This window comes from Pseudomonas sp. EggHat1, from assembly GCF_014892995.1.
GTDB classification, from domain to species: Bacteria; Pseudomonadota; Gammaproteobacteria; order Pseudomonadales; family Pseudomonadaceae; genus Aquipseudomonas; species Aquipseudomonas chaetocerotis.
Window position 1 is genome coordinate 75,045 of the sequence record NZ_JACKQK010000009.1, and the last position, 21,469, is coordinate 96,513.

The following is a 21,469-nucleotide window of genomic DNA, read 5'->3' on the forward strand; positions in this document are numbered from 1 at the left end:
CGTTATCAACTGCCACTACGTCGAATCAGCATGAAGCGCTCTCTTGCAAGCACCGCCCTCGCCCTCGTACTCGGCTTCAGTGCCCTGCCGCTGGCGGCCAAGACCACCACAGCGACCAGTTGGGACTATCTGCAGCCGGACCGCGAGCAGGTGATCGCCAGCCTCAACGTAGTGGAGCTGCTGCGCCGCCACCACTACAACAAGCCGCCGCTGAATGACGAGCGCTCGATTCAGATCTATGACAACTACCTGAAGTTGCTCGATCCATCTCGTAGCTATTTCACGGCGGCTGACATCGCCGAATTCAATCAGTGGCGCAGCAAATTCGATGATCTGCTGAAAAGTGGCGACCTCGAGCCAGGGTTCACCATCTATCGCCGCCACCTGACCCGCATGGAAGAGCGCCTGAACTACGCACTGACGGAGCTGGGCAAGGGTGTAGACAAGATCGACTTCACTGCCGACGAGCAATTGCAGGTCGATCGCGAGAAAGCGCCCTGGGCCAAAGACAGCGCTGAACTCGACGAACTGTGGCGCAAGCGTGTCAAAGATGAAGTGCTGCGCCTGAAGATCGCCGGCAAGGAAACCAAGGACATCCAGGAACTGCTGAGCAAGCGCTACAAGAACCAGTTGGCGCGCCTCAAGCAGACCCGTGGCGAGGACGTGTTCCAGGCCTACATCAATGCCTTCGCCACCACCTACGATCCGCACACCACCTATCTGTCGCCGGATAACGCGGAAAACTTCGACATCAACATGAGTCTGTCGCTCGAAGGTATCGGCGCCGTTCTGCAAAGTGACAACGAGCACGTCAAGGTGGTACGCCTAGTACCGGCCGGTCCGGCCGAAAAGAGCAAGCAGATCGCACCGGCAGACAAGATCGTCGGCGTTGCCCAGGGCAACGACGAAATGGTCGACGTCATCGGTTGGCGCCTGGACGAAGTGGTCAAGCTGATTCGCGGCCCGAAAGGTTCCACCGTTCGCCTGGAAGTGATCCCGGCCAGTAATCCGCCCAGCGACCAGACCAGCAAGGTGGTCACCATCACCCGTGAAGCGGTCAAGCTGGAAGAGCAAGCCGCCAAGAAGAAGATCCTGGAACTCAAGCACGCTGGTCGCGACTACAAGCTCGGCGTGATCGAGCTGCCGGCCTTCTACCTCGATTTCAAGGCCTTCCGTGCTGGCGACCCGAACTACAAGAGCACCACCCGTGACGTCAAACGCCTGCTCGACGAGCTGCAGGCCGAGAAGGTCGACGGCGTGGTCATCGACCTGCGCAACAACGGCGGTGGTTCGCTACAGGAAGCCACCGAACTGACCAGCCTGTTCATCGAACAGGGCCCCACCGTGCTGGTGCGCAACGCCGACGGCCGTGTCGACGTGCTCGCCGACGAGAACAAGGGCGTCTACTACAGCGGCCCGCTGGCCGTATTGGTCAACCGTCTGTCCGCCTCTGCCTCGGAAATTTTCGCCGGTGCCATGCAGGACTATCACCGCGCGCTGATTCTCGGCGGCCAGACCTTCGGCAAGGGCACGGTGCAAACCATCCAGCCGCTCAACCATGGCGAACTGAAACTGACCCTGGCCAAGTTCTATCGCGTTTCCGGCCAGAGCACTCAGCATCAGGGCGTGATTCCCGACATCACCTACCCGGACGTGATGGACACCAAGGATATCGGCGAGAGCGCGCTGCCTGCGGCCCTGCCGTGGGACAGCATTCGCCCGGCGATCACCCCCGAACTGGACCCGATCAAGCCCTTCCTGACCGAGCTGAAAGCTCGTCATGACCTGCGCACGGCCAAGGACCCGGATTTCGTCTTCACTCGCGACCGCCTGACCCTGGCCAAGAAGCTGATGGCGGAAACCACCGTCAGCCTCAACGAGCAAACCCGTCGGGCGCGCCAGGCCGAGGTCGAAGCCAAGCAACTGGCACTGGAGAACAACCGCCGCCAGGCCAAGGGCGAGGAGCTGCTCAAGGAACTGGAAAAAGAAGACGAGGACGCACTGCCAGTCGCCGATGAGAAGAGCACGCCGGAAGACGACGCCTACCTGGCAGAGAGCGGACGCATCCTGCTCGACTACCTGGGCCTGAACCCCTCGCTGGCGCTGCATTGAGACGACTCATCGAGCGTCATCAAATCGTCATCGAACTGTCGTGAAATAAAGGGCCGGTTAGAAACCGGCCCTTTCGTTTCTGGCAGATCGAGAACACCATGACCGTCACCGAGCAGTTGAGCGCGCTGGGCAACATCCTCGCTCACGGCGACCTCAGCAGCCTGTTCCAGCCTATCGTCTCGCTGTCCGAACAGCGCATTCTCGGCTATGAGGCACTGACCCGTGGCCCCTCCAACAGTCCACTGCACTCGCCGTTGACGCTGTTCGCCGTCGCCCGGCACGCAGGGCGTCTGAGCGAGCTGGAAATGGCGTGCCGCAAGAGCGCCTGCAAGGGCTTCAGCTCAATGGGGCTGGAGGGCAAACTGTTTCTCAACGTCTCGCCGGAGTCGCTGCTGGACCCCAGCCACCAACCAGGGCGTACCCTCAAGCTGCTGCAGGCTTACGGTATCCCACCGAGCCAGGTGGTGATCGAACTCACCGAACAATCGCCCACTGAAGACTTCGCCCTGCTCGACAATGCGCTGCATCACTATCGCGCCATGGGCTTCTCAATTGCCCTGGATGACCTCGGCGCGGGCTATTCCAGCCTGCGCCTGTGGTCGGAACTGCGCCCGGACTACGTGAAGATCGACCGCCATTTCATCGACGGCATCCATCAGGATGGGGTGAAACGCGAGTTCGTCGGCTCGATCCTGAAGATGGCCGAAGCCTCGCGGGCTCAAGTGATAGCCGAAGGCATCGAACTGCCCGAAGAGTTGGCCGTGCTGGCAGAGATGGGTGTCGACCTGGTACAGGGTTACCTGCTCAGCAGACCGCAGGAAAAGCCGCCACGCGATGCCCGCCAACTGCTGCCCCAGGTCCTGAGCAATCAGGTCAGTCTCAGTGAGGATAACCATGACCTCAGCGCCCTGCTCAACGACCAGCCCGCGGTCGATCAGCACACGGCCATCGCTGAAGTGCTGGACGTTTTTCGTGCCCAAGCCAACCTGAACTCCCTGGCCGTGCTGGACACGCAGCACCAACCGGTCGGTATCGTCCACCGTCACTCGCTGTCCGAAGCGCTGCTCAAGCCCTTCGCCACCGATCTGTTCGCACGCAAACCCATCAGCCGCCTGATGAGTAAGGACTTTCTCGCTGTGGAACTGACGCAGTCCCTGCAGAAGGTCAGTCGCCTGCTCACCAGCCGCGCGCGCCAGCGCATCGAGGAAGACTTCATCATCATCCAGAACGGTCGCTACCTGGGCCTGGGCAGGGTGATTGACGTCCTCAAGCTGATCACCGAGCAGAAGCTGCAGCAGGCCCGTCACGCCAATCCGCTTACGCTACTGCCGGGTAACGTACCGATCCAGCAATGCCTTGGCCGCCTGCTGCAACAGCAGCGCGAAGCTGCGGTGTGCTATGTGGATCTCGACAGCTTCAAACCCTTCAACGACCTCTACGGCTATGCCAAGGGCGACGAGGTGCTGCTGTGCCTCGCGCAATGCCTGAATGATCGGGTCGATCCGGCCCGCGACTTTGTCGGGCATATCGGCGGTGATGACTTCATGCTGGTGCTCGGCTCGCCAGACTGGCGCGAAAAGCTCGGCAAGCTGATCGAGGATTTCCAGAATCAGTGCCGACGCTTTTATCGCGACGAGCATCTTCAGGCGGGCTGCTTCATCGCCCACAACCGCCACGGGCAGCGCCAGGAATATGCGCTGCTGTCGCTTTCGATCGGCGTGGTGCACGTAAAAGCGCAAGATTGCGCCCAGCTAGATGCCTCGCGCCTGGCCGAAATGGCCTCTGAAGCCAAGCGCCAGGCCAAGGCCGTGCCTGGCTACAGCCTGCATATCCTAGAAGGCTCAACGGCCTGAGCGAGTAGCCTCATCCGCCATGGCGGCATAGCGCTCGGCGACTTGCAGGTCTGCGTCCAGCCCGGCAGCGCCATCGCGATAGAGCTGACTCAGACGGCTGGCAGCCAGAGGATGGCCGGCAGCCAGTGCCATTTCCCACCAACGGACTGCTTGCGAGGCATCCGGCGCATGCCTGGTATCGCCCTGCAAGGCCAGCACACCCAGTTGATAGGCGGCCTTGCCGTCACCGCCATTGGCAGCCAGGCGTAACAACCTCAACCCTTCCTCGCGCGCACCGAGGCCCTGCCCCCTGAACAGCAGAATATGGCCGTAAAAGCTCTGCGCCGTGCTGTCACCGAGATTGGCCATACGCCCGTATTGGCCCTGCATCCATTGCCACAAACGTGGCTGACGCAGCGCCGCAGGTAAATGAAACAGACGTCGGGCCAGCCAGTAGCCCAGGCGTGCGCGTAACTGCCAGAGCCACCTAGACATCGGCGGGGTAATCGAACTCGAACACCCTGACCACCTCGGCAGCATGCCAGGATGCAGCCGCCACACCATCGGAAGCGCCACTGAAGCGTCCCAGGCTCGTCACGCAGTCGAAGAATCCGGTACGCGGCAGGCGACTGGCGCCCTGGCTGATCACCAGCGCGCTGCGCAGCGGGCGCTCGGCGCGGGCATCCAGTGCCGCCAGATGCTCCAGTGCAGCGGTCAGCGTCTGCATGGCAGGTGTTGGCAGCTCGAGACGCTCGATCAGCGCGCGGTAGGTCAGTAGATGACGCTGACGGCGAGCGTCGTCAAGCTCCGTCAGCAATGCCTGCCAGTGTTGGCGGCTGATACGTACGCTCAAGACCAGCCCTCCAAACCCAGTTCCCAGGCCAGCGAGCGTAGAATCGCGGCATCGGGTTGGCGCTCGCCGCTCTCGATCATCGCCAGGTAGTGCGGGCTGATGCCGACGCTACGCGCCAGACTCTCTGCTGCCAACCCCTTGGCCTCACGCAGCGCGCGCAGCTGATCGAGCGCTGGCCGCCTGGCCTCGACCGGCTGTTCAACGGCGCTGGCCTGTGCCGCTGGCTGGTGACCTGCGGCCTGCAACAGGGCCTGATACTCGGCCCACGGCAGCACCGCATATTCCGGTTCGCCATCACGGGCAATGATTTGCACACTCATGAGTCTCTCCGTTGGAAAGCAGGGCCGACGACCTCGACCCCTTCCTTGCACGCGGCCATCTTAACAGGCGTGTGGCGCCTGAGGCGTGCTCTATACTGCCGAGGAATCAAGCCCGGTTCTCACACTACGGCGCCAGCCATATCTGTGCGGAAACGACCCCGTAAACCTGCGTGGGGAGTCGCCTTGAGAAGATCATGCGCATTGTCGCTCGGGTTGCTGAGCAACTTCTGTAGCGCCGAAAGCCTGATGTGGGGTTACGGCCCGGCCGACTCCATGCCCTATGTGGGCCTGGACCAACAGCACGTGGAACATGGGCTGGCCTATCAAGTCAGCCAGGAAATAAGCAAACGCTTCGGCCTGCCCGTTGAATTTCTCGAAACACCCAACAATAGGCTTGAGCCCTACCTGCAACAGGGCCGCCTGCACCTGATCTGCAACACCAACCCCGAATGGGTCAGCCAGCCGCAACAGTATCACTGGTCACCGGAACTTTATGACGAACAGGACGTGCTGCTGCAGCGAATGGACCAACCAGAGCTGACCAGCCTTGCCAGTCTTTACGGCAAGGTGCTTGGTACCAGCCTCGGCTACATATACAGCCAGCCCCTGATGACCGCATTCAGCACTGGCAAGGTCGCCAGGCAGGACGTACGCGACCTGGATACCAGTCTACACATGCTCGACAGGCAGCGCCTGGATGCGGTGATCGACATGCAGCGCAACCTGGCCTACAAGCTCGCTCAGCATCCACAGATGCAGCTGCACTTCAGTCCCTGGGTAGTGCAGCGCTATGAGGTCTACTGTGCCTACAGCAGCCACCTGCCCATCCCGGCAGAACGACTGGATGCCCTACTGCTTGAGCTGCGCAATGAACGCATGATCGACCAATGGCTGGATGAAGCCGTCAGGAGTGCAGCGGATCGACCCGCTCCGCTGTCGGCAGATGCTCGATGAGCGCCAAACGCTCCGGGCTTTGTTGGTCGCGCCAGGCCCTGAAGGCTTCGAGCTCGCCATGCCAGGTGCGCATTACCCAGGCCAGCACGGCCAGGTCATCGACGAAACCAACGCCGACCAGCCAGTCGGGAACGGCATCCAAGGGGGTGAGGAAGTACAGCAGTGCAGCCACCACCATCAACAGCGCCTGACTGCTGATCTGCCGGTACTCACCCTTGAACCAGGCCAGACTGAGTGCACGCAGCAGTTGCAGGTCCTCTTTGAGAGCGGCGAAGCGTTGTCCTTGTGGCGTGCGCTTGTCAGCCAGCGCGCGTAGTAACTCCGGCAACCGGCCTTCACGCAGAAAGCGGGCCGCCAGCGGCAGGTAACGCGTCAGTTTCCAGGGAGTTTTCATTCGGCCTCCTCGGCAAGCCAGGCAGTATCAGGGCTTGCCTCGCTTATCCACCGAAGCTGTGGATAAATCTGTGCAAAGTCTTTCGACAAGCTTATCAAAGCCCCGTGGCATGGGGCCTGGGCTTAGATCGGATATTTTTTATACAGCATATAAAATCTATGAAAATCAACAAGTTGCTGATTGACACAAGCATGACTCAGTTGTAGCCCGGACTTGTTAGGAATGTTTCCCATGATGTGCATAAGCGTAACACCCTGATCTCCACATCCTTGTTTACAACCCCCAGAAACGACAGCGCCCCGTCAAGACGGGGCGCTGTAAACGAGTACCGAGTGTTACTGCTCGGTCGGCTCGGCTGCCTGATCCTTGATGGCGATCAGTTCCAGGTCGAATACCAGTACCGAATTGGCCGGAATCGCCGGGGACGGGCTCTGCTCGCCGTAAGCCAGCTCGCTGGGGATGTACAACTTGTACTTCTCACCGACGTGCATCAGTTGCAGGCCTTCGACCCAGCCCGGGATCACGCCGCCAACCGGCAGATCGATGGGACTACCACGAGCGACGGAGCTGTCGAAGACGCTGCCATCGGTCAGTTTGCCTTCGTAGTGAACGGTCACCACGTCGCTTTCCTTCGGCTGCGCGCCGTCGGCCTTCTTGACCACTTCGTACTGCAGGCCGGAAGCGGTGGTAACCACCCCTTCACGCTTGCCGTTCTCTTCAAGGAACTTCTTGCCGGCTTCAGCGGCTTCCTTGTTCAGCGCAGTCATGCGCTCTTCAGCACGGTTTTGCAGGAAGGAGAAGGCCTCGACCATGTCTTCGTCCTTGATGCGCGGCTCAGTCTTCGCCAGCGCGTCCTCGATACCCTGAGCGACGGCCTTGGAGTCCAGGTCATCCATGCCTTCTTCGGACAGACTGCGCCCCATGTTCAGGCCAATGCCGTAGGAGGCTTTCTGCGCCGGGCTCTTGAGTTCGACTTCGCTGGTTTGCGAATCGCAACCGGCAAGCACCAGGCCCACCAGGGCAACCGCTGCCGCCAAACGATGCTGTTTCATGCTTGTTCCTTGTAGATGCGCCCGAAGGCCGTCGTGTGAAAGCGCGAGCTTAGCAGTACGCCGCAATCACTGGCTACGGCATAGGAGCCGAGCAATGCGCATAAGTTCAAGCAAACAAAGGATTTTTTCGAAGATTTCGGCGGATGCCAAAGCGTTGTCACAGGAGGGGATGAAGCGAGGAGAAGAATGGCGCAGCGGACGGGACTCGAACCCGCGACCCCCGGCGTGACAGGCCGGTATTCTAACCGACTGAACTACCGCTGCGCGTAACTGCGAGATTGGTGGGTGATGACGGGATCGAACCGCCGACCCTCTGCTTGTAAGGCAGATGCTCTCCCGGCTGAGCTAATCACCCTTCACTCTCGAAGTGGGGCGCATTCTAGAGAGCGATCCTGACCTTGGCAAGCCCTCTTAGCAAAAAAATTTATCGCCGCAGCAAGAACTTAGGCGAGACCAGCGAATTTCCTCAGCGGCTCGTTGTCAGGGTTGGCCTGAGCACGCCAGCGGAGAATAATGCGCGCTCTGTGCCGGCGGACCGATCATGATCCTGTTGATGGCCCGCCACCTTCACCCGTCGCTGCGCGCCGGCTTTCCCGAACGGGAGAGCCCAAGGATGGCGCCAACCCGCGATCTCATCATCAATGGAGAATCACCCGCTCATGTGGTTTCGTAACCTGCTGGTCTACCGCCTCACCCAGGACATTCCTTTCGACGCCGAAGCACTGGAGACCGCACTGGCCAGCAAGCCGGCACGTCCCTGCGCCAGCCAGGAGCTGACCACCTACGGTTTCAACGCGCCCTTCGGCAAGGGCGCCGATGCCCCGCTGGTGCACGTCAGTGGTGATTTCCTGCTGATCGGTGCGCGCAAGGAAGAGCGCATTCTGCCGGGTTCGGTGGTGCGCGACGCGCTGAAGGAGAAGGTCGACGAAATCGAAAACACCCAGATGCGCAAGGTGTACAAGAAAGAGCGCGACCAGATCAAAGACGAAATCATCCAGGCCTTCCTGCCGCGCGCCTTCATCCGCAAATCCGGCACCTTCGCTGCCATCGCGCCGAAGCAGGGCCTGATCCTGGTCGACAGCGCCAGCGCCAAGAAGGCCGAAGACCTGCTCTCCACCCTGCGTGAAGCCATCGGTTCGCTGCCGGTACGCCCGCTGTCGGTGAAGATCGCACCGACTGCCACCCTCACCGACTGGCTGAAGAATCAGAGCGCTGCCGAAGGCTTCTTCGTACTCGACGAGTGCGAGCTGCGCGACACCCACGAGGACGGCGGCGTGGTGCGCTGCAAGCGCCAGGACCTGACCAGCGAGGAAATCCAGCTGCACCTGTCCACCGGTAAGCAGGTCACCCAGCTGTCACTGGCCTGGCAGGACAAGCTGTCGTTCGTGCTCGACGACAAGCTGACCATCAAACGTCTGCGTTTCGAGGACGTACTGCAGGAGCAGGCCGAACAGGACGGCGGTGACGATGCCCTGGCTCAGCAGGACGCCAGCTTCATCCTGATGATGATGACGCTGGTGGAGTTCCTCCCGGAGCTGTTCACCGCACTGGGCGGCGAAGAGATTCCGCAGGGCATCTAATGACCCGTAGGGTGGATGACGCTTTTTTCATCCACCATTCGGACAGACGGTGGACAAGCTTCGCGTTGTCCACCCTCCCCCTCAGATCAGTGACTCGAGACTCTCGGTAAAGGCACTGGCGCCCTTCTCGGCCGAACTGAAGTTGTGGCGCATGAAGGCGAACAGCTCACGCCCACAACCCATTGCCTGAGCAGGCCGCGCAGCCGGCTCGCGCGCTGCGAATTCGGCCTCATCGACCTGCAGCAGCAATTCTCCCGTCAGACCATCGAGGCGTATCAGGTCGCCATCGCACACCCGCGCCAAGGGTCCACCATCGAATGCCTCCGGGCACACATGAATGGCCGCCGGGATCTTGCCTGAGGCACCGGACATGCGCCCATCGGTTACCAGCGCCACCTTGAAACCGCGATCCTGCAGCACACCGAGATAAGGCGTCATCTTGTGCAGTTCCGGCATACCATTGCTGCGCGCCCCCTGAAAACGCACCACGGCGACGAAATCGCGCTCCAGCTTGCCGGCCTTGAAGGCTTCGACCAGATCCAGCTGATCCTCGAACACCAGCGCCGGCGCTTGCACCACCTGATGCTCGAGCGCCACCGCAGACACCTTCATCACCCCACGCCCCAGGTTGCCCTGCATCAGGCGCAGACCCCCTTCAGCCGAGAACGGCCGCGCCACGGGACGCAGCACACTCTCCTCCAGACTTTCGGTCGGACCGTCGCGCCAGACCAGCTTGCCCTCCTCGAGGAAGGGCTCGCGGGTGTAACGCGACAGCCCACGCCCGGCCACGGTGTTGACCTCTTCATGCAGCAACCCGGCGTCGAGCAGCTCACGAATCAGGAAAGCCATGCCGCCAGCGGCCTGGAAGTGATTAATGTCGGCCTTGCCATTGGGATAGACGTGCGCCAGGGTCGGCACCACCTCGGACAGGTCGGCCATGTCCTGCCAGGTCAGCAGAATGCCGGCGGCGCGGGCGATGGCCGGCATGTGCAGGGTGTGGTTGGTGGAACCGCCAGTGGCATGCAGGGCAACGATGGAGTTGACCAGGCAACGCTCGTCGACGATCTCGCCAATGGGCATGAACTGGCCACTCTGCCTGGTCAGGCGCGTGACCTGCTGCGCGGCTTCACGCGTCAGCGCATCACGCAGCGGCGTACCCGGATTGATGAAGGAAGCTCCCGGCAGGTGCAGGCCCATCACTTCCATCAGCAACTGGTTGGTATTGGCCGTGCCATAAAAGGTGCAGGTGCCCGGCCCGTGGTAAGCAGCCATTTCCGCAGCCAGCAGCTCGTCACGAGTCGCCTTGCCCTCGGCGTAACGCTGGCGCACATCGGCTTTCTCCTTGTTGGACAAGCCCGAGGTCATGGGACCGGCCGGCACGAACATGGACGGCAGATGACCGAAACGCAGCGCCCCCATCACCAGCCCCGGCACGATCTTGTCGCACACACCCAGATAAAGAGCGGCGTCGAACATGTTGTGCGACAGCGCCACGGCGGTGGACATGGCGATCACCTCGCGGCTGGCGATCCCCAGCTCCATGCCCGGCTCACCCTGCGTGACGCCATCGCACATGGCGGGCACGCCACCGGCGAACTGGCCCACCGAGCCGAGGTCGCGCAGGGCCTGTTTGATCTGCGCGGGAAAGGTTTCGTAAGGCTGATGCGCCGACAGCATGTCGTTGTAGGCAGAAACGATGGCCACGTTGGCCGCATCCATCAGGCGCAGGGTCTGCTTGTCGTCACCGCTGCAGCCCGCTACGCCGTGAGCAAAGTTGGCGCACTGCAGCTTGCCACGTTGCGGCCCCTCACTGGCGGCCGCACGGATCATCTCAAGGTAGCGCTGGCGAGTGGCGCGACTGCGCTCGACAAGCCGTTCGGTAACTTCAACAACGCGGGGATGCATGGGGAATCTCCAGGCTAGCTTCTAGCGTCTGTTCGTATTTACAACAAAATACTGCCACTCAACGGGCTTGATTTCTAGAGCAATGGGAATAATCTTGTAATTACAACAACAAATTGACGAGCCCCTCACCATGACACTACGCATCGCCATCAATGGCTTCGGCCGTATCGGTCGCAATGTGCTACGCGCACTCTATACCCAGAATTATCGCCAGCACCTGCAGGTCGTGGCGATCAACGACCTGGGCGACAGCGCGATCAATGCCCACCTGTTGCAATATGACAGCGTCCACGGCCATTTCCCTGAAGACGTTAAAGTCGACGGCGAAAGCCTGTGGATCAAGGGTGACCGCATCGCCGTCAGCGCCATTCGCAATCCAGCCGAACTGCCCTGGAAAACCCATCAGGTCGATGTGGTGCTCGAATGCACCGGGCTATTCACCGAACGCGACAAGGCCGCCGCGCATCTCGCAGCCGGCGCACGCAAGGTGCTGATCTCCGCACCTGCCAAGGGTGCCGACGCCACCGTGGTGTATGGCGTCAACGAGCAGGTGCTGACACCTGACATGCAGATCATCTCCAACGCTTCCTGCACCACCAACTGCCTGGCGCCGGTGGCGCAGGTGCTGCATCGCGAGCTAGGCATCGAACAGGGGCTGATGACCACCATTCACGCCTACACCAATGACCAGAACCTTTCGGACGTTTACCACAGCGATTTGTACCGTGCGCGTTCGGCGACCCAGTCAATGATCCCGACCAAGACCGGCGCCGCAGAAGCGGTCGGCCTGGTGTTGCCGGAGCTGGCCGGCAAGCTCACCGGCATGGCCGTGCGGGTGCCGGTAATCAACGTGTCCCTGGTCGACCTGACCCTGCAGGTCAAGCGCGAGACCACCGCCGAGGAAGTCAACGCCCTGCTCAAGGCCGCCAGCGAGAAGTCCCCGGTGCTGGGCTACAACGCGCTGCCGCTGGTGTCCTGCGATTTCAACCACAACCCGCTGTCATCGATCTTCGATGCCAACCACACCAAGGTCAGCGGTAAGCTGCTCAAGGTCATGGCCTGGTATGACAACGAATGGGGCTTCTCCAACCGCATGCTGGACAACTGCCTGGTCCTGGCCCGCCTGCACTGAACGAGGAGGCTCGATGAGCCGTATCAGTTTCACCAGCGCCCAGTTGCCGGCGCGCAAACGTATCGCCTTGGTGGCGCACGATCACTGCAAAGGCTTCCTGCTGGATTGGTGCGAACGCCAGCGCGAGCGGCTGGCCAACCATCAACTGCTGGCCACTGGCACCACCGGCCTGCTTTTGAGCAAGCGCCTGGGTTTGCCGGTAGAAAGCATGATCAGCGGCCCGCTGGGCGGTGACCAGCAAATCGGCGCGCGCATCGCCGAACAGCGCGTGGACATGCTGGTGTTCTTCTGGGACCCCTTCGAGCCACAGCCACACGACCCGGATATCAAGGCACTGCTGCGTGTGGCGGCGGTGTGGAACATCCCGGTAGCCTGTAACGAGAGCAGTGCCGACTACATGCTCAGCAGCAGCCTGCTGGAGCAGCAGCATGAGTATCGCATTCCCGATTACCAGGCCTATCTGGCGGCACGCGGATAGGGTGTCGCGGGGCCGCCTAGGTCATGCGCACCAACGCCTCCACACCAAAGCCGGTGCGCGCGGCGCACCCTACGCAAAGCCGCTGTCATCCTCTGCGGCACCTGACTGCTGACGCGCCACTAGAAATCCACCCTGCCCCGTCCCGCCTTGATCGCCCCGCGCTTGCTCTTGCCGTCCAGGCGGCGCTTTTTCGAACCCAGGGTCGGCTTGGTCGGGCGGCGCTTCTTTTCCACCTTGCCGGCGCTGCGAATCAACTCCGCAAGACGCTCGAGAGCGTCGGCGCGATTCTGCTCCTGGGTGCGATACTGCTGCGCCTTGATGATCACCACGCCATCAGCGGTGATACGACTATCAGCAAGCGCCAGCAGGCGTTCCTTGTAGAACGGTGGCAGCGATGAAGCCTGGCTGTCGAAGCGCAGGTGCACCGCACTGGATACCTTGTTGACGTTTTGCCCGCCAGCGCCCTGGGCACGGATGGCGGTCAGTTCGATTTCTTCATCGGGAAGGTGAACACTGTTGGAGACGATCAGCATGGCCGTGATTTCTTGAAAGGCATGGGCATCAGGATACCCGCCGCAGCTGTAATCTTTGCTTGAAATTTCCCCACGGCATTCGCTCGGCACCTCGGCTAACGTAGCGGCCTGACTTTTTTGGAAGCACTCGATGGACTCCATAACCCAGGCGGTACTCGGCGCCAGCATCCAGGGTGCCTTGCTCGGTCGCTGGCAGGGCCGCAAAGCCCTGCTCTACGGCGCCATGCTCGCCACCGTTCCCGATCTGGACGTGGTCATGGAATACGGCGATGCCGTGGCCAACATGACCTACCACCGCGGTTTCAGCCACTCGCTGTTCGTCCTCAGCGGCGTTGCCCTGCTGCTGACCTGGATGGCCAGGCGCTTTCGCCCTCACCCTGGTTATTCGGCCAATCGCCTGCTGCTGACGCTGTGGCTGGCGCTGATCACCCATCCGCTGCTGGACGCCTTCACCAGCTACGGCACCCAGTTGTTCTGGCCGCTGATGCCAACGCCCACTGCCTGGTCCAGCCTGTTCATCATCGATCCGATGTATACCGTACCGCTGATCGCAGCGGTGTTGATCAGCCTGTTCACCGGGCTGCGCGAACAGAGTTGGCGTGTACCGGCCGTGGCGCTGGCCGTATCGACGCTGTACATCGGCTTCAGCCTGGCCGGCAAATTCATGGCCGAGCAGCGCGTGGAGCACGAACTGGCGCGCCAGGGCATCGAGGCCGAACAGCTGTTCACCACGCCGACGCCGCTCAACACGCTGCTGTGGCGCGTCATCGTGCTCGATGGCGAGGACTATCACGAAGCCCTGGTCGGCTGGTTCGACGACGAGGCGCCGCAACTGCAACGCCTGCCGCGCGGCACGCACCTGCGCGAGCAACTGACGGACTCGCCCATGCACCAGCGACTGGAGTGGTTCACTGGCGGCGTGCTGCGCTACGACCAGGTCGGTGAGCGTTTGATCGTCACCGATCTGCGCCTGGGCATGACCGGCTTTCATCCCTTCCGCTTCGACTTCGCCCACCTGCAGGACGGCCAATGGCAGGTGCACGAGCGCATCGACCGCCTGCCCTTCGAGCGCGGCGAAGCCGAACATCTGGCTCTGCTGTTCAAGCGCATCTGGCAACCGCAAGTGGAGATTCCGCTACTGGCCTGGGCCGGCGAGTTGCAGAAACCACTTTTAACTGAGACCCGCTCGCACTGACAGCGTTACTATCGGCGTCCCATCCTATTGAGGCAGGACGCCTGCAATGCTGTTTCGCCGCTTCGAGTCCCTGATCGACGTCTTCAAACCAAGCTCCGACGTCGCCCCGCCAACCGGCATGCTGCGCTTCTACGGCCACTACCTGAAACAGGTGTGGCCGCTGATGCTGGCGGTGCTGATCATCGGCTTCTTCGCCGCACTGATCGAGGTTGCGCTGTTCAGTTTCATCGGCCAGTTGATCGACATGGCCCAGGCCAGCACGGATGCCAGCAGCTTCTTCAGCGAGCACCAGAGTGAGCTGTTGTGGATGCTGCTGGTGGCGCTGGTCATCCGCCCCGTGGTGTTCGGCCTGCACAACCTGCTTACGCACCAGGCGGTCAATCCGGGCCTGACCAACCTGATCCGCTGGCAGAACCACCGCTACGTGCTCAAGCAGAGCCTGAGCTTCTTCCAGAATGACTTCGCCGGCCGCATCGCTCAGCGCGTGATGCAGACCGGCCCCTCGCTGCGCGACTCGGCCATGCAGGTGATCGATGCGCTGTGGCATGTGGTGGTCTACGCCGGCAGCGCGCTGTATCTGTTCGCAGCCGCCGATCTGCGCCTGGTGGTGCCATTGTCGTTGTGGATAGTCGGTTACAGCGCAGCGCTGTGGTACTTCGTGCCGCGCATCAAGGCGCGCTCGGCCGCCGCTTCCTCGGCGCGCTCCAAGGTCATGGGCCGGGTCGTCGATGGCTACAGCAACATCGCCACGCTCAAGCTGTTCGCCCACTCGCAGGAAGAGGAAAGCTACGCCCGCGAAGCCATGCAGGATCTGCTCGACAAGTTCCGCCTGCAGTCACGCACCATCACTGCCCTGGATTTTCTCATCACCTGTCTCAACGGCGTACTGATCGTCGGCACCGGTGCGCTGGCCCTGTGGCTGTGGAGCCAATCACTGATCACCACCGGTGCCATCGCCCTGGCGCTGGGCCTGGTGATCCGCATCAACAACATGGCCGAATGGATCATGTGGGTAGTCAACGGCATCTTCGAGAACGTCGGCACCGTGCAGGACGGCATGCAGAGCATCGTTCAGCCACGCCTGGTGCTCGACCACGCAGATGCCAAGCCGCTGCAGGTGACGCAAGGCGGCGTGCGTTTCGAGGACATCCACTTCCACTATGGCAAGAAAGGCGGCGTGATCAGTGGCCTGGACATCGCCATTGCACCCGGCGAGAAAATCGGCCTGGTCGGCCCATCCGGTGCCGGCAAGTCGACCCTGGTCAACCTGCTGCTGCGCCTGTACGACCTGGAAAGCGGTCGCATCCTGATCGACGACCAGGACATCGCCACGGTGACCCAGGAAAGCCTGCGCGCCAACATCGGCGTGGTGACCCAGGACACCGCCCTGCTGCACCGTTCGATTCGCGACAACCTGCGTTACGGAAAACCTGACGCCGGCGACGACGAGCTCTGGCAAGCAGTGCGCAAGGCACGCGCCGATGCCTTCATCCCCACGCTCGATGACAGCCAGGGCGGGCGCGGTATGGATGCGCAGGTGGGCGAACGCGGGGTCAAGCTGTCCGGTGGCCAGCGCCAGCGCATCGCCATCGCTCGCGTGCTGCTCAAGGACGCGCCGATCCTGGTGCTGGACGAAGCCACCTCGGCACTGGACTCGGAAGTGGAAGCGGCCATTCAGGAAAGCCTGGACAGCCTGATGGAAGGCAAGACGGTGATCGCCATCGCCCATCGCCTGTCGACCATTGCGCGGATGGATCGCCTGGTGGTGATCGATCAGGGACAGGTCATCGAAACCGGCACCCACGCCGAACTGATCGCTCACGGTGGCCTGTATGCGCGCCTATGGCAGCATCAGACCGGTGGTTTCGTCGGGGTGGAATGAAACTGTGGGAGGGGCTTCAGCCGCGACTCGCCGCTAAAGCGCCTCCCACAACAGCCTACTTACTCAGCAGCCGGCTTCTTGCGCTTGAGCGGCGCGCTGCCATCGGCGCTGACCAGCACAGAAGATTTGCCAGCTGGACGCGGGCCGGTCTTGCGCTTGGAGGCTGTGGCTTTCTTCGGGTCTTTCTTCTCGGTCTTTTTCTTCTTGCTGCCAACGGCCTTGCCGGACGCCTTGAGGTTCTTCGGCCCCTGGTAGACGCCTTTCAGTTCCTTGATGGTGCGACGCTCGAAACGCTGCTTGAGATAGCGCTCGATGCTCGACATCAGGTTCCAGTCGGTGTGGCAGATAAGCGATACCGCCAGGCCTTCGCCCCCGGCGCGGCCGGTACGACCGATGCGGTGCACGTACTCATCGCCAGAACGCGGCATGTCGAAGTTGATCACCAGATCCAGGCCTTCGACGTCCAGACCGCGCGCGGCGACGTCGGTGGCCACCAGGACCTTGACTGCGCCCTGGCGTAGGCGGTCGATGGCCAGCTTGCGATCCTTCTGGTCCTTCTCGCCATGCAGCACGAAAGCCTTGATCCCGGCGGTCACCAGCTTGCCGTAGAGACGGTCAGCCTGCACACGGGTATTGGTGAAGACGATGGCCTTGTCATAGGCCTCGTTGGTCAGCAACCAGTCGACCAGTTGCTCCTTGTGGTAGTTATGGTCGGCCGTGATGATCTGCTGGCGGGTACCTTCATTGAGCTGGCTGACGCTGTTGAGCATCAGGTGCTGCGGGTCCTTGAGCACCTTGGCGACCATCTCGCGCAGGCCATTGCCGCCGGTGGTGGCGGAGAACAGCAGGGTCTGATGCGGACCGCAGGCCTCGGCCAGACGCTGAGCGTCTTCGGCGAAGCCCATGTCGAGCATGCGGTCGGCCTCGTCGAACACCAGCACCTCGACCTCGTTCAGCGGCAGGTTGCCGGCGTTGGCGTGCTCGATCAGACGGCCCGGCGTGCCGATCAGGATATCGATCTTGCGCATCATCGCGGCTTGCACCTTGAAGTCCTCGCCACCGGTCACCAGGCCGGCCTTGAGGAAGGTGAACTGGGCGAAGCGCTCGACTTCCTTCAGCGTCTGCTGGGCCAGCTCACGGGTCGGTAGCAGGATCAGCGCACGAATGCTCACGCGCTGCTGCGAGTTGCCATCCCCGAGCAGGCGATTGAGCAGCGGCAGGACGAAAGCGGCAGTCTTGCCGCTGCCGGTCTGGGCGATCACCCGTAGGTCCTTGCCCTCCAGCGCAGGCGGAATCGCTGCCGCCTGCACCGGAGTCGGCTCGACGAAATTAAGCTCGGCCACGGCTTTCAGCAGGCGTTCATGCAGGGCGAATTGGGCAAACACGGGGGCACTACCTCAAAGAAATCGACAAAACGATGCATAGCCTAACGGTTTCCGCCGCCGGGGCCGAATTTCTTTGCATGAAACTCGCGTTCAGGCGACGACGAACGGCTGCCTGGAGCCGCTATCCGGCAGGAGCGGGGCGGAACCGAGCGCGCGCATCGGATATCCAATTTGCATCCCCCCCGAAGAGCGCTCCCCCATGCCCAGCAAACCCCTGACCACTCTCAGTATCGGCCTGTGCGTCCTGTTGGCCGCATCGCCAGTGCTTGCCAACCCGCCTCACGGCAAAGGCAAACCGGGCCAGCATGATGGCGTCCAGATCGATCTGCGCGGCCCGACCGTGGATGTTGGAAGGGTACGCATCATCCTCGGCGACAATCGTCAGTGGATCGGTCCGTCCTCCTCCTTGCCACCGGGCATTGCCAAGAACCTGGCTCGCGGCAAGCCGCTGCCACCAGGTATCGCCAAGAACTTCGACAGCCGCCTGACCTCGCGCCTGCCCCATTACGAGGGCTACGAATGGAAGCAGATCGGCCGTGACGTGGTGCTGGTCGCCATCGCGACCGGGATCGTCTACGAAATTCTGCGCAACGTTCTCGACTGAGAGACTATTGCGCGGCCATCCGACAAGCGGTACGGCGCACGACGAACTTGTCTCGGCGGCGCCACTCCAATCTTCAGATGGCCCGTCCGAGGTGCAACGATGAACCCGTCACTGATCTATCACGTCACCTCCAGTCTCGATGGCTATATCGCTCGCCCCGATGGGCGCATCGACTGGTTCAACTCGCTACGCCAGGCCGATGAAGAGTACGCCTTTCAGTACTTCTACTCCGGCATCAACGCGCTGCTGATGGGCCGAGGTACTTACGAGGCACTACTCAAGCGCGGCGGTCCATGGCCCTACCCCGGCAAACCCTGCGTGGTGCTGACCCGCCTCGCCCTGCCGCGCGCCACAGACGAAGTCCAGCTGACCCACTGCACACCCGCCCAAGCCGTGGCGGCACTGAACGAAGCCGGCTTCCAGCGTATCTGGCTGGTCGGTGGCAGCCTGCTGGCGGGCAATTGCTACACCGCCGGACTGATCGACGAGGTGGTGATCAACCTGGTGCCGCACCTGCTTGGCGCCGGCATCCCGCTGCTGGCCACGGGCATGGAACGCAGCCTGAGCCTGAGCGACCAACGCCGCTTCAACAGTGGCACCTTGCAGGTGCACTATCGGGTGCAGAAGCAGGCCAGCGTGCCGACGCAGATCCCCGCGCCGCGTTTCAACGTGGCCTGATGCTCTCGCGCTGCTGCTTGCGCAGCAGCCGAGCGCTGTCCCAACCGACCAGCAGCACGGCTCCCCAGATCGGCAGGTACGTCAGCCATTGCCCGCTGTCGAAGCGCTCGCCCAGCACCAGCAACGCCACGGCGAACAACAGCACCGGCTCGACATAACTGAGAATGCCGAACAGCCCCAATGGCAACAGCCGGCTCGATGCCATGTAGGCGGCGAACGCCAGGGTGCCGATCAACGCCATCACCGGCACCAGCAGCCACAGCCAGGGGCGATCGCTGAACGCCCCCACCGGTCCGTACGCGACGATCAGCCAGATCGCCAACGGCGCCAGCACCAGCATCTCCAGCACGAAACCGGACAAGGCATCCAGGCGCATCCAGCGGCGCAGCATGAAGTAAGGCGGGTACCCCAGCGCGGTGATCAGCGTCAGCCAGGAGAACGCCTGGGTACGCCACAACTCATGCAACACACCAAGCATGGCGCAGGCCACCGCCAACTGCTGCAGCGGGCGCAGGCGCTCGCCATAGAACAGCCGGCCAGTCAGCACCATCGCCAACGGCAGAAGGAAGTAGCCCATGGACACTTCCAGCATGTGCCCGGCCAATGGCGCCCAGAGAAACAGCCCCCACTGCACGCCGATCAACGCCGCCGCCAGCGGGCAGGCGGCCAACAACAGCGGTTCGCGGCGCAGACGCACGAAGGTCTCGCGCAGCAAGGTGGTCTGCCGTGCCAACAGCACTAGCAGCAAGACCAGGGGAATCGACCAGAGCACGCGCTGAGCGAATATCTGCACGCCATCGAGCGGCGTCAGCCACTGCACGTAGCCAGGCAGCACGGCAAACAGCATCGAGGCGCCAACCGATAGCGCCACACCCCGTCCGGACAGTTGCATCAGTGCACCTCGGCAGGTGTACGGCGCGTACGCCCCAAACGAACCAGCGGCAGCGAAGCGGCTATCACTGCACCGCCCAAGGCCAGGCGTAACAGGTCAGCGTCGTGATTCCAGATCAGCAGATTGACCAGCAAGCCTGCAGGCACCAGTGCATTGTTCATCACCGCCAGGGTGCCACCATCGACCAGGCTGGCGCCTTTGTTCCACCAGTACAGTCCCAATCCGGACGCCACCACACCGAGCCAGACCAGCACGCTCCACTGCAGCATGGTGCTCGGCAGACGCTCGCTGTTGCCCAGCAGCAGGAAGGCCGGCAACGCGATCAGCAGCGCGCCCAGGTAGAAGAAACCAAAGCGCTTGTATTGCGGCTCGGTGGAGGGGTGTTTGAGCAGCAGATGCTTGTACAGCACCTGCCCGGCGGCGAAGGTGAAGTTGGCCACTTGCAGCAACAGGAAACCGAGCAAAAAGCCGCTGCTGATACCGTCGTAGCGGATGATCCCGGCGCCCAGCACCGCTACCAGAGCGGCGACCAGCGCCCAGGGGTTGAATCTGCGATTGAGGGCATCCTCGATCAACGTCACATGCAGCGGCGTGAGGATGGTGAACAACAGCACCTCCGGCACCGTCAGCACCGAGAAGCTCAGGTACAGACAGACGTAGGTGATGCCGAACTGCAGGGCGCCGATCAGCAACATGCCGCGCACGAACGCCGGAGCGTGACCGCGCCAACGGGTCAGCGGCACGAACAGCAAGCCGGCGATGACGATGCGCGTCAGCACCGCAAAATAGCTGTCGACCCGGCCGGCCAGGTACTCACCGATCAGGCTGAAGGAAAAAGCCCACAGCAGGGTCACTATCAGCAGATATCGCACAGCCACCTCCGAAGGAAGGCGGCGACCTTAGCGCGTTCCCCTGCGCCGGACAATCCATGCATCGGGCTGCGCTGACCCGCCACATAAAAAAGCCGGTCACTTCATCGCGAAGCGACCGGCATAGCACGCCCGCTAGCGGGCGCTCAGGAGAGTCGGATTGGCTAGTCAGGCCACTTCAGCCAGCTTGGCCTTGGCCTTGGCCAGGCCTTTTTCGCTGAACTCGGCGCCCAGGTTCAGGCCTTCGGCATGGATGAACTGCACGTCATGGATACCGATGAAAGCCAGTGCCTGGCGCAGGTAGGGCTCCTGATGATCCAGCGCGCTACCGGCGTAGATACCACCGCGAGCGGTGAGCACGAAGGCGCGCTTGCCGGTCAGCAGGCCCTGGGGGCCGGTGTCGGTGTACTTGAAGGTGAGGCCGGCGCGCAGCACATGATCCAGCCAGGCCTTGAGGGTACTTGGGATGGCGAAGTTGTACATCGGCGCAGCCAGCACCAGCACATCGGCGGCCAGCAGTTCATCGGTCAGTTGATTGGAGCGCGCCAGGGCAGCTTTTTCGGCATCGCTCTGTTGCTCGCTCGGGGTCATCCAGCCACCGAGCAACGTGGCGTCGAGGTGCGGAACCGGTTCGGCCGCCAGGTCGCGTACCTGGACCTGATCAGCCGGGTGCGCAGCCTGCCAGTTGGCGATGAATTGCTGGGTCAGTTCGCGGGAGACCGAACCTTGCTGGCGGGCGCTGCTTTCGATTACGAGAATACGGGACATGGCTGAGGCTCCATCGAGGGGGTTACGAGTCGATGGAGCACAGAATAGAGA

Annotated in this window: 21 protein-coding genes and 2 tRNA genes; 10 read left to right on the forward strand and 13 right to left on the reverse strand. The window is 62.2% G+C overall.

All coding sequences use genetic code 11. The features are described 5' to 3' along the window. The first annotated feature begins 30 nt into the window (after positions 1-30). A complete protein-coding gene (locus INS93_RS15445; RefSeq protein WP_192983591.1) occupies positions 31-2,112 on the forward strand; it encodes a carboxy terminal-processing peptidase in 2,082 nt (693 codons plus the stop codon). 98 nt (positions 2,113-2,210) lie between these two features. After that, on the forward strand, positions 2,211-3,965 hold the full coding sequence (locus tag INS93_RS15450; protein ID WP_192983593.1) for a bifunctional diguanylate cyclase/phosphodiesterase: 1,755 nt from the start codon (positions 2,211-2,213) through the stop codon (positions 3,963-3,965). Here the strand turns inward: INS93_RS15450 and INS93_RS15455 are convergent. From INS93_RS15455 to INS93_RS15465, 3 genes are read right to left on the reverse strand one after another with little or no spacing between them, the layout of a single operon-like run. Beyond that, positions 3,954-4,439, reverse strand: coding sequence for an SEL1-like repeat protein (locus INS93_RS15455; RefSeq protein WP_192983595.1), 486 nt, complete (start codon positions 4,437-4,439; stop codon positions 3,954-3,956). The genes INS93_RS15450 and INS93_RS15455 overlap by 12 nt on opposite strands. After that, positions 4,432-4,797, reverse strand: coding sequence for a hypothetical protein (locus INS93_RS15460; RefSeq protein WP_192983598.1), 366 nt, complete (start codon positions 4,795-4,797; stop codon positions 4,432-4,434). The genes INS93_RS15455 and INS93_RS15460 overlap by 8 nt, the downstream gene beginning before the upstream one ends. Next, positions 4,794-5,117: a helix-turn-helix domain-containing protein gene (locus INS93_RS15465; protein ID WP_160020643.1), complete on the reverse strand. Its 324-nt coding sequence runs from the start codon at positions 5,115-5,117 to the stop codon at positions 4,794-4,796. The genes INS93_RS15460 and INS93_RS15465 overlap by 4 nt, the downstream gene beginning before the upstream one ends. A 183-nt stretch (positions 5,118-5,300) precedes the next feature. On the opposite strand from INS93_RS15465, the gene INS93_RS15470 reads away from it, so the two are divergent. Then, positions 5,301-6,071 carry a substrate-binding periplasmic protein gene (locus tag INS93_RS15470; protein ID WP_226945551.1) on the forward strand — a complete coding sequence of 257 codons (771 nt, stop codon included), beginning with the start codon at positions 5,301-5,303 and terminating at the stop codon, positions 6,069-6,071. On the opposite strand, the gene INS93_RS15475 is transcribed toward INS93_RS15470, so the two are convergent. From INS93_RS15475 to INS93_RS15490, 4 genes are all read right to left on the reverse strand, one after another. Next, positions 6,022-6,465, reverse strand: a complete 444-nt coding sequence (locus INS93_RS15475) for a YkvA family protein (protein WP_192983601.1) — start codon at positions 6,463-6,465, stop codon at positions 6,022-6,024. The genes INS93_RS15470 and INS93_RS15475 overlap by 50 nt on opposite strands. Positions 6,466-6,800: 335 nt before the next feature. Next, positions 6,801-7,517: an FKBP-type peptidyl-prolyl cis-trans isomerase gene (locus INS93_RS15480; protein ID WP_192983603.1), complete on the reverse strand. Its 717-nt coding sequence runs from the start codon at positions 7,515-7,517 to the stop codon at positions 6,801-6,803. 187 nt (positions 7,518-7,704) lie between these two features. Further along, positions 7,705-7,781, reverse strand: a tRNA-Asp gene (locus tag INS93_RS15485). A 15-nt stretch (positions 7,782-7,796) separates the two neighbouring features. Then, positions 7,797-7,872, reverse strand: a tRNA-Val gene (locus tag INS93_RS15490). A 304-nt stretch (positions 7,873-8,176) separates the two neighbouring features. Here INS93_RS15490 and rdgC point away from each other — a divergent pair. Next, on the forward strand, positions 8,177-9,097 hold the full coding sequence (gene rdgC, locus INS93_RS15495) for a recombination-associated protein RdgC (protein ID WP_192983606.1): 921 nt from the start codon (positions 8,177-8,179) through the stop codon (positions 9,095-9,097). Positions 9,098-9,178: 81 nt separating this feature from the next. Here the strand turns inward: rdgC and edd are convergent, their stop codons facing one another. Next, positions 9,179-11,002 (reverse strand): phosphogluconate dehydratase, encoded by a 1,824-nt coding sequence (gene edd / locus INS93_RS15500; RefSeq protein ID WP_192983608.1) that lies wholly within the window; start codon positions 11,000-11,002, stop codon positions 9,179-9,181. A 130-nt stretch (positions 11,003-11,132) separates the two neighbouring features. On the opposite strand from edd, the gene gap reads away from it, so the two are divergent. Both gap and INS93_RS15510 read left to right on the forward strand, forming a co-directional pair. Then, positions 11,133-12,134 carry a type I glyceraldehyde-3-phosphate dehydrogenase gene (gene gap, locus INS93_RS15505; RefSeq protein ID WP_192983611.1) on the forward strand — a complete coding sequence of 334 codons (1,002 nt, stop codon included), beginning with the start codon at positions 11,133-11,135 and terminating at the stop codon, positions 12,132-12,134. Between the two features lie 13 nt (positions 12,135-12,147). After that, positions 12,148-12,612 (forward strand): methylglyoxal synthase, encoded by a 465-nt coding sequence (locus INS93_RS15510; RefSeq protein WP_160020649.1) that lies wholly within the window; start codon positions 12,148-12,150, stop codon positions 12,610-12,612. Between the two features lie 119 nt (positions 12,613-12,731). On the opposite strand, the gene arfB is transcribed toward INS93_RS15510, so the two are convergent. Then, entirely contained in the window at positions 12,732-13,145 is a 414-nt protein-coding gene (arfB, locus tag INS93_RS15515; protein WP_192983613.1) for an alternative ribosome rescue aminoacyl-tRNA hydrolase ArfB, read from the reverse strand. 130 nt (positions 13,146-13,275) lie between these two features. On the opposite strand from arfB, the gene INS93_RS15520 reads away from it, so the two are divergent. Together INS93_RS15520 and INS93_RS15525 are read left to right on the forward strand one after the other, a co-directional pair. Further along, positions 13,276-14,340, forward strand: a complete 1,065-nt coding sequence (locus INS93_RS15520; protein WP_192983616.1) for a metal-dependent hydrolase — start codon at positions 13,276-13,278, stop codon at positions 14,338-14,340. A gap of 46 nt (positions 14,341-14,386) precedes the next feature. Next, positions 14,387-16,222 carry an ABC transporter ATP-binding protein gene (locus INS93_RS15525; RefSeq protein WP_192983619.1) on the forward strand — a complete coding sequence of 612 codons (1,836 nt, stop codon included), beginning with the start codon at positions 14,387-14,389 and terminating at the stop codon, positions 16,220-16,222. A gap of 59 nt (positions 16,223-16,281) precedes the next feature. Here INS93_RS15525 and INS93_RS15530 read toward each other — a convergent pair whose 3' ends face one another. Next, a complete protein-coding gene (locus INS93_RS15530) occupies positions 16,282-17,607 on the reverse strand; it encodes a DEAD/DEAH box helicase (RefSeq protein ID WP_192983621.1) in 1,326 nt (441 codons plus the stop codon). Between the two features lie 199 nt (positions 17,608-17,806). On the opposite strand from INS93_RS15530, the gene INS93_RS15535 reads away from it, so the two are divergent. Together INS93_RS15535 and INS93_RS15540 are read left to right on the forward strand one after the other, a co-directional pair. Beyond that, positions 17,807-18,211, forward strand: coding sequence for an anti-virulence regulator CigR family protein (locus INS93_RS15535; protein ID WP_192983624.1), 405 nt, complete (start codon positions 17,807-17,809; stop codon positions 18,209-18,211). Between the two features lie 99 nt (positions 18,212-18,310). Next, a complete protein-coding gene (locus INS93_RS15540; RefSeq protein WP_192983627.1) occupies positions 18,311-18,889 on the forward strand; it encodes a dihydrofolate reductase family protein in 579 nt (192 codons plus the stop codon). Here the strand turns inward: INS93_RS15540 and rarD are convergent. The 3 genes from rarD to INS93_RS15555 form a co-directional block, all read right to left on the reverse strand. After that, on the reverse strand, positions 18,876-19,781 hold the full coding sequence (rarD, locus tag INS93_RS15545) for an EamA family transporter RarD (RefSeq protein WP_192983630.1): 906 nt from the start codon (positions 19,779-19,781) through the stop codon (positions 18,876-18,878). The two genes, INS93_RS15540 and rarD, sit on opposite strands and share 14 nt — an antisense overlap. After that, a complete protein-coding gene (locus tag INS93_RS15550; protein ID WP_192983633.1) occupies positions 19,781-20,653 on the reverse strand; it encodes a carboxylate/amino acid/amine transporter in 873 nt (290 codons plus the stop codon). Before INS93_RS15550 ends, rarD begins: the two co-directional genes overlap by 1 nt. Positions 20,654-20,818: 165 nt before the next feature. Beyond that, entirely contained in the window at positions 20,819-21,418 is a 600-nt protein-coding gene (locus INS93_RS15555; protein WP_192983636.1) for an FMN-dependent NADH-azoreductase, read from the reverse strand. Between the last annotated feature and the right edge of the window lie 51 nt (positions 21,419-21,469).

Bases quoted from the DNA above. Each gene is read 5' to 3' on its own strand.
- INS93_RS15445 (WP_192983591.1), top strand. From the start codon at position 31: ATGAAGCGCTCTCTTGCAAGCACCGCCCTCGCCCTCGTACTCGGCTTC.
- edd (WP_192983608.1), bottom strand. From the start codon at position 11,002: ATGCATCCCCGCGTTGTTGAAGTTACCGAACGGCTTGTCGAGCGCAGT.
- INS93_RS15455 (WP_192983595.1), bottom strand. From the start codon at position 4,439: ATGTCTAGGTGGCTCTGGCAGTTACGCGCACGCCTGGGCTACTGGCTG.
- INS93_RS15520 (WP_192983616.1), top strand. From the start codon at position 13,276: ATGGACTCCATAACCCAGGCGGTACTCGGCGCCAGCATCCAGGGTGCC.
- INS93_RS15555 (WP_192983636.1), bottom strand. From the start codon at position 21,418: ATGTCCCGTATTCTCGTAATCGAAAGCAGCGCCCGCCAGCAAGGTTCG.
- arfB (WP_192983613.1), bottom strand. From the start codon at position 13,145: ATGCTGATCGTCTCCAACAGTGTTCACCTTCCCGATGAAGAAATCGAA.
- INS93_RS15540 (WP_192983627.1), top strand. From the start codon at position 18,311: ATGAACCCGTCACTGATCTATCACGTCACCTCCAGTCTCGATGGCTAT.
- rdgC (WP_192983606.1), top strand. From the start codon at position 8,177: ATGTGGTTTCGTAACCTGCTGGTCTACCGCCTCACCCAGGACATTCCT.
- INS93_RS15475 (WP_192983601.1), bottom strand. From the start codon at position 6,465: ATGAAAACTCCCTGGAAACTGACGCGTTACCTGCCGCTGGCGGCCCGC.
- INS93_RS15510 (WP_160020649.1), top strand. From the start codon at position 12,148: ATGAGCCGTATCAGTTTCACCAGCGCCCAGTTGCCGGCGCGCAAACGT.
- INS93_RS15480 (WP_192983603.1), bottom strand. From the start codon at position 7,517: ATGAAACAGCATCGTTTGGCGGCAGCGGTTGCCCTGGTGGGCCTGGTG.
- INS93_RS15450 (WP_192983593.1), top strand. From the start codon at position 2,211: ATGACCGTCACCGAGCAGTTGAGCGCGCTGGGCAACATCCTCGCTCAC.
- INS93_RS15465 (WP_160020643.1), bottom strand. From the start codon at position 5,117: ATGAGTGTGCAAATCATTGCCCGTGATGGCGAACCGGAATATGCGGTG.
- rarD (WP_192983630.1), bottom strand. From the start codon at position 19,781: ATGCAACTGTCCGGACGGGGTGTGGCGCTATCGGTTGGCGCCTCGATG.
- INS93_RS15525 (WP_192983619.1), top strand. From the start codon at position 14,387: ATGCTGTTTCGCCGCTTCGAGTCCCTGATCGACGTCTTCAAACCAAGC.
- INS93_RS15535 (WP_192983624.1), top strand. From the start codon at position 17,807: ATGCCCAGCAAACCCCTGACCACTCTCAGTATCGGCCTGTGCGTCCTG.
- gap (WP_192983611.1), top strand. From the start codon at position 11,133: ATGACACTACGCATCGCCATCAATGGCTTCGGCCGTATCGGTCGCAAT.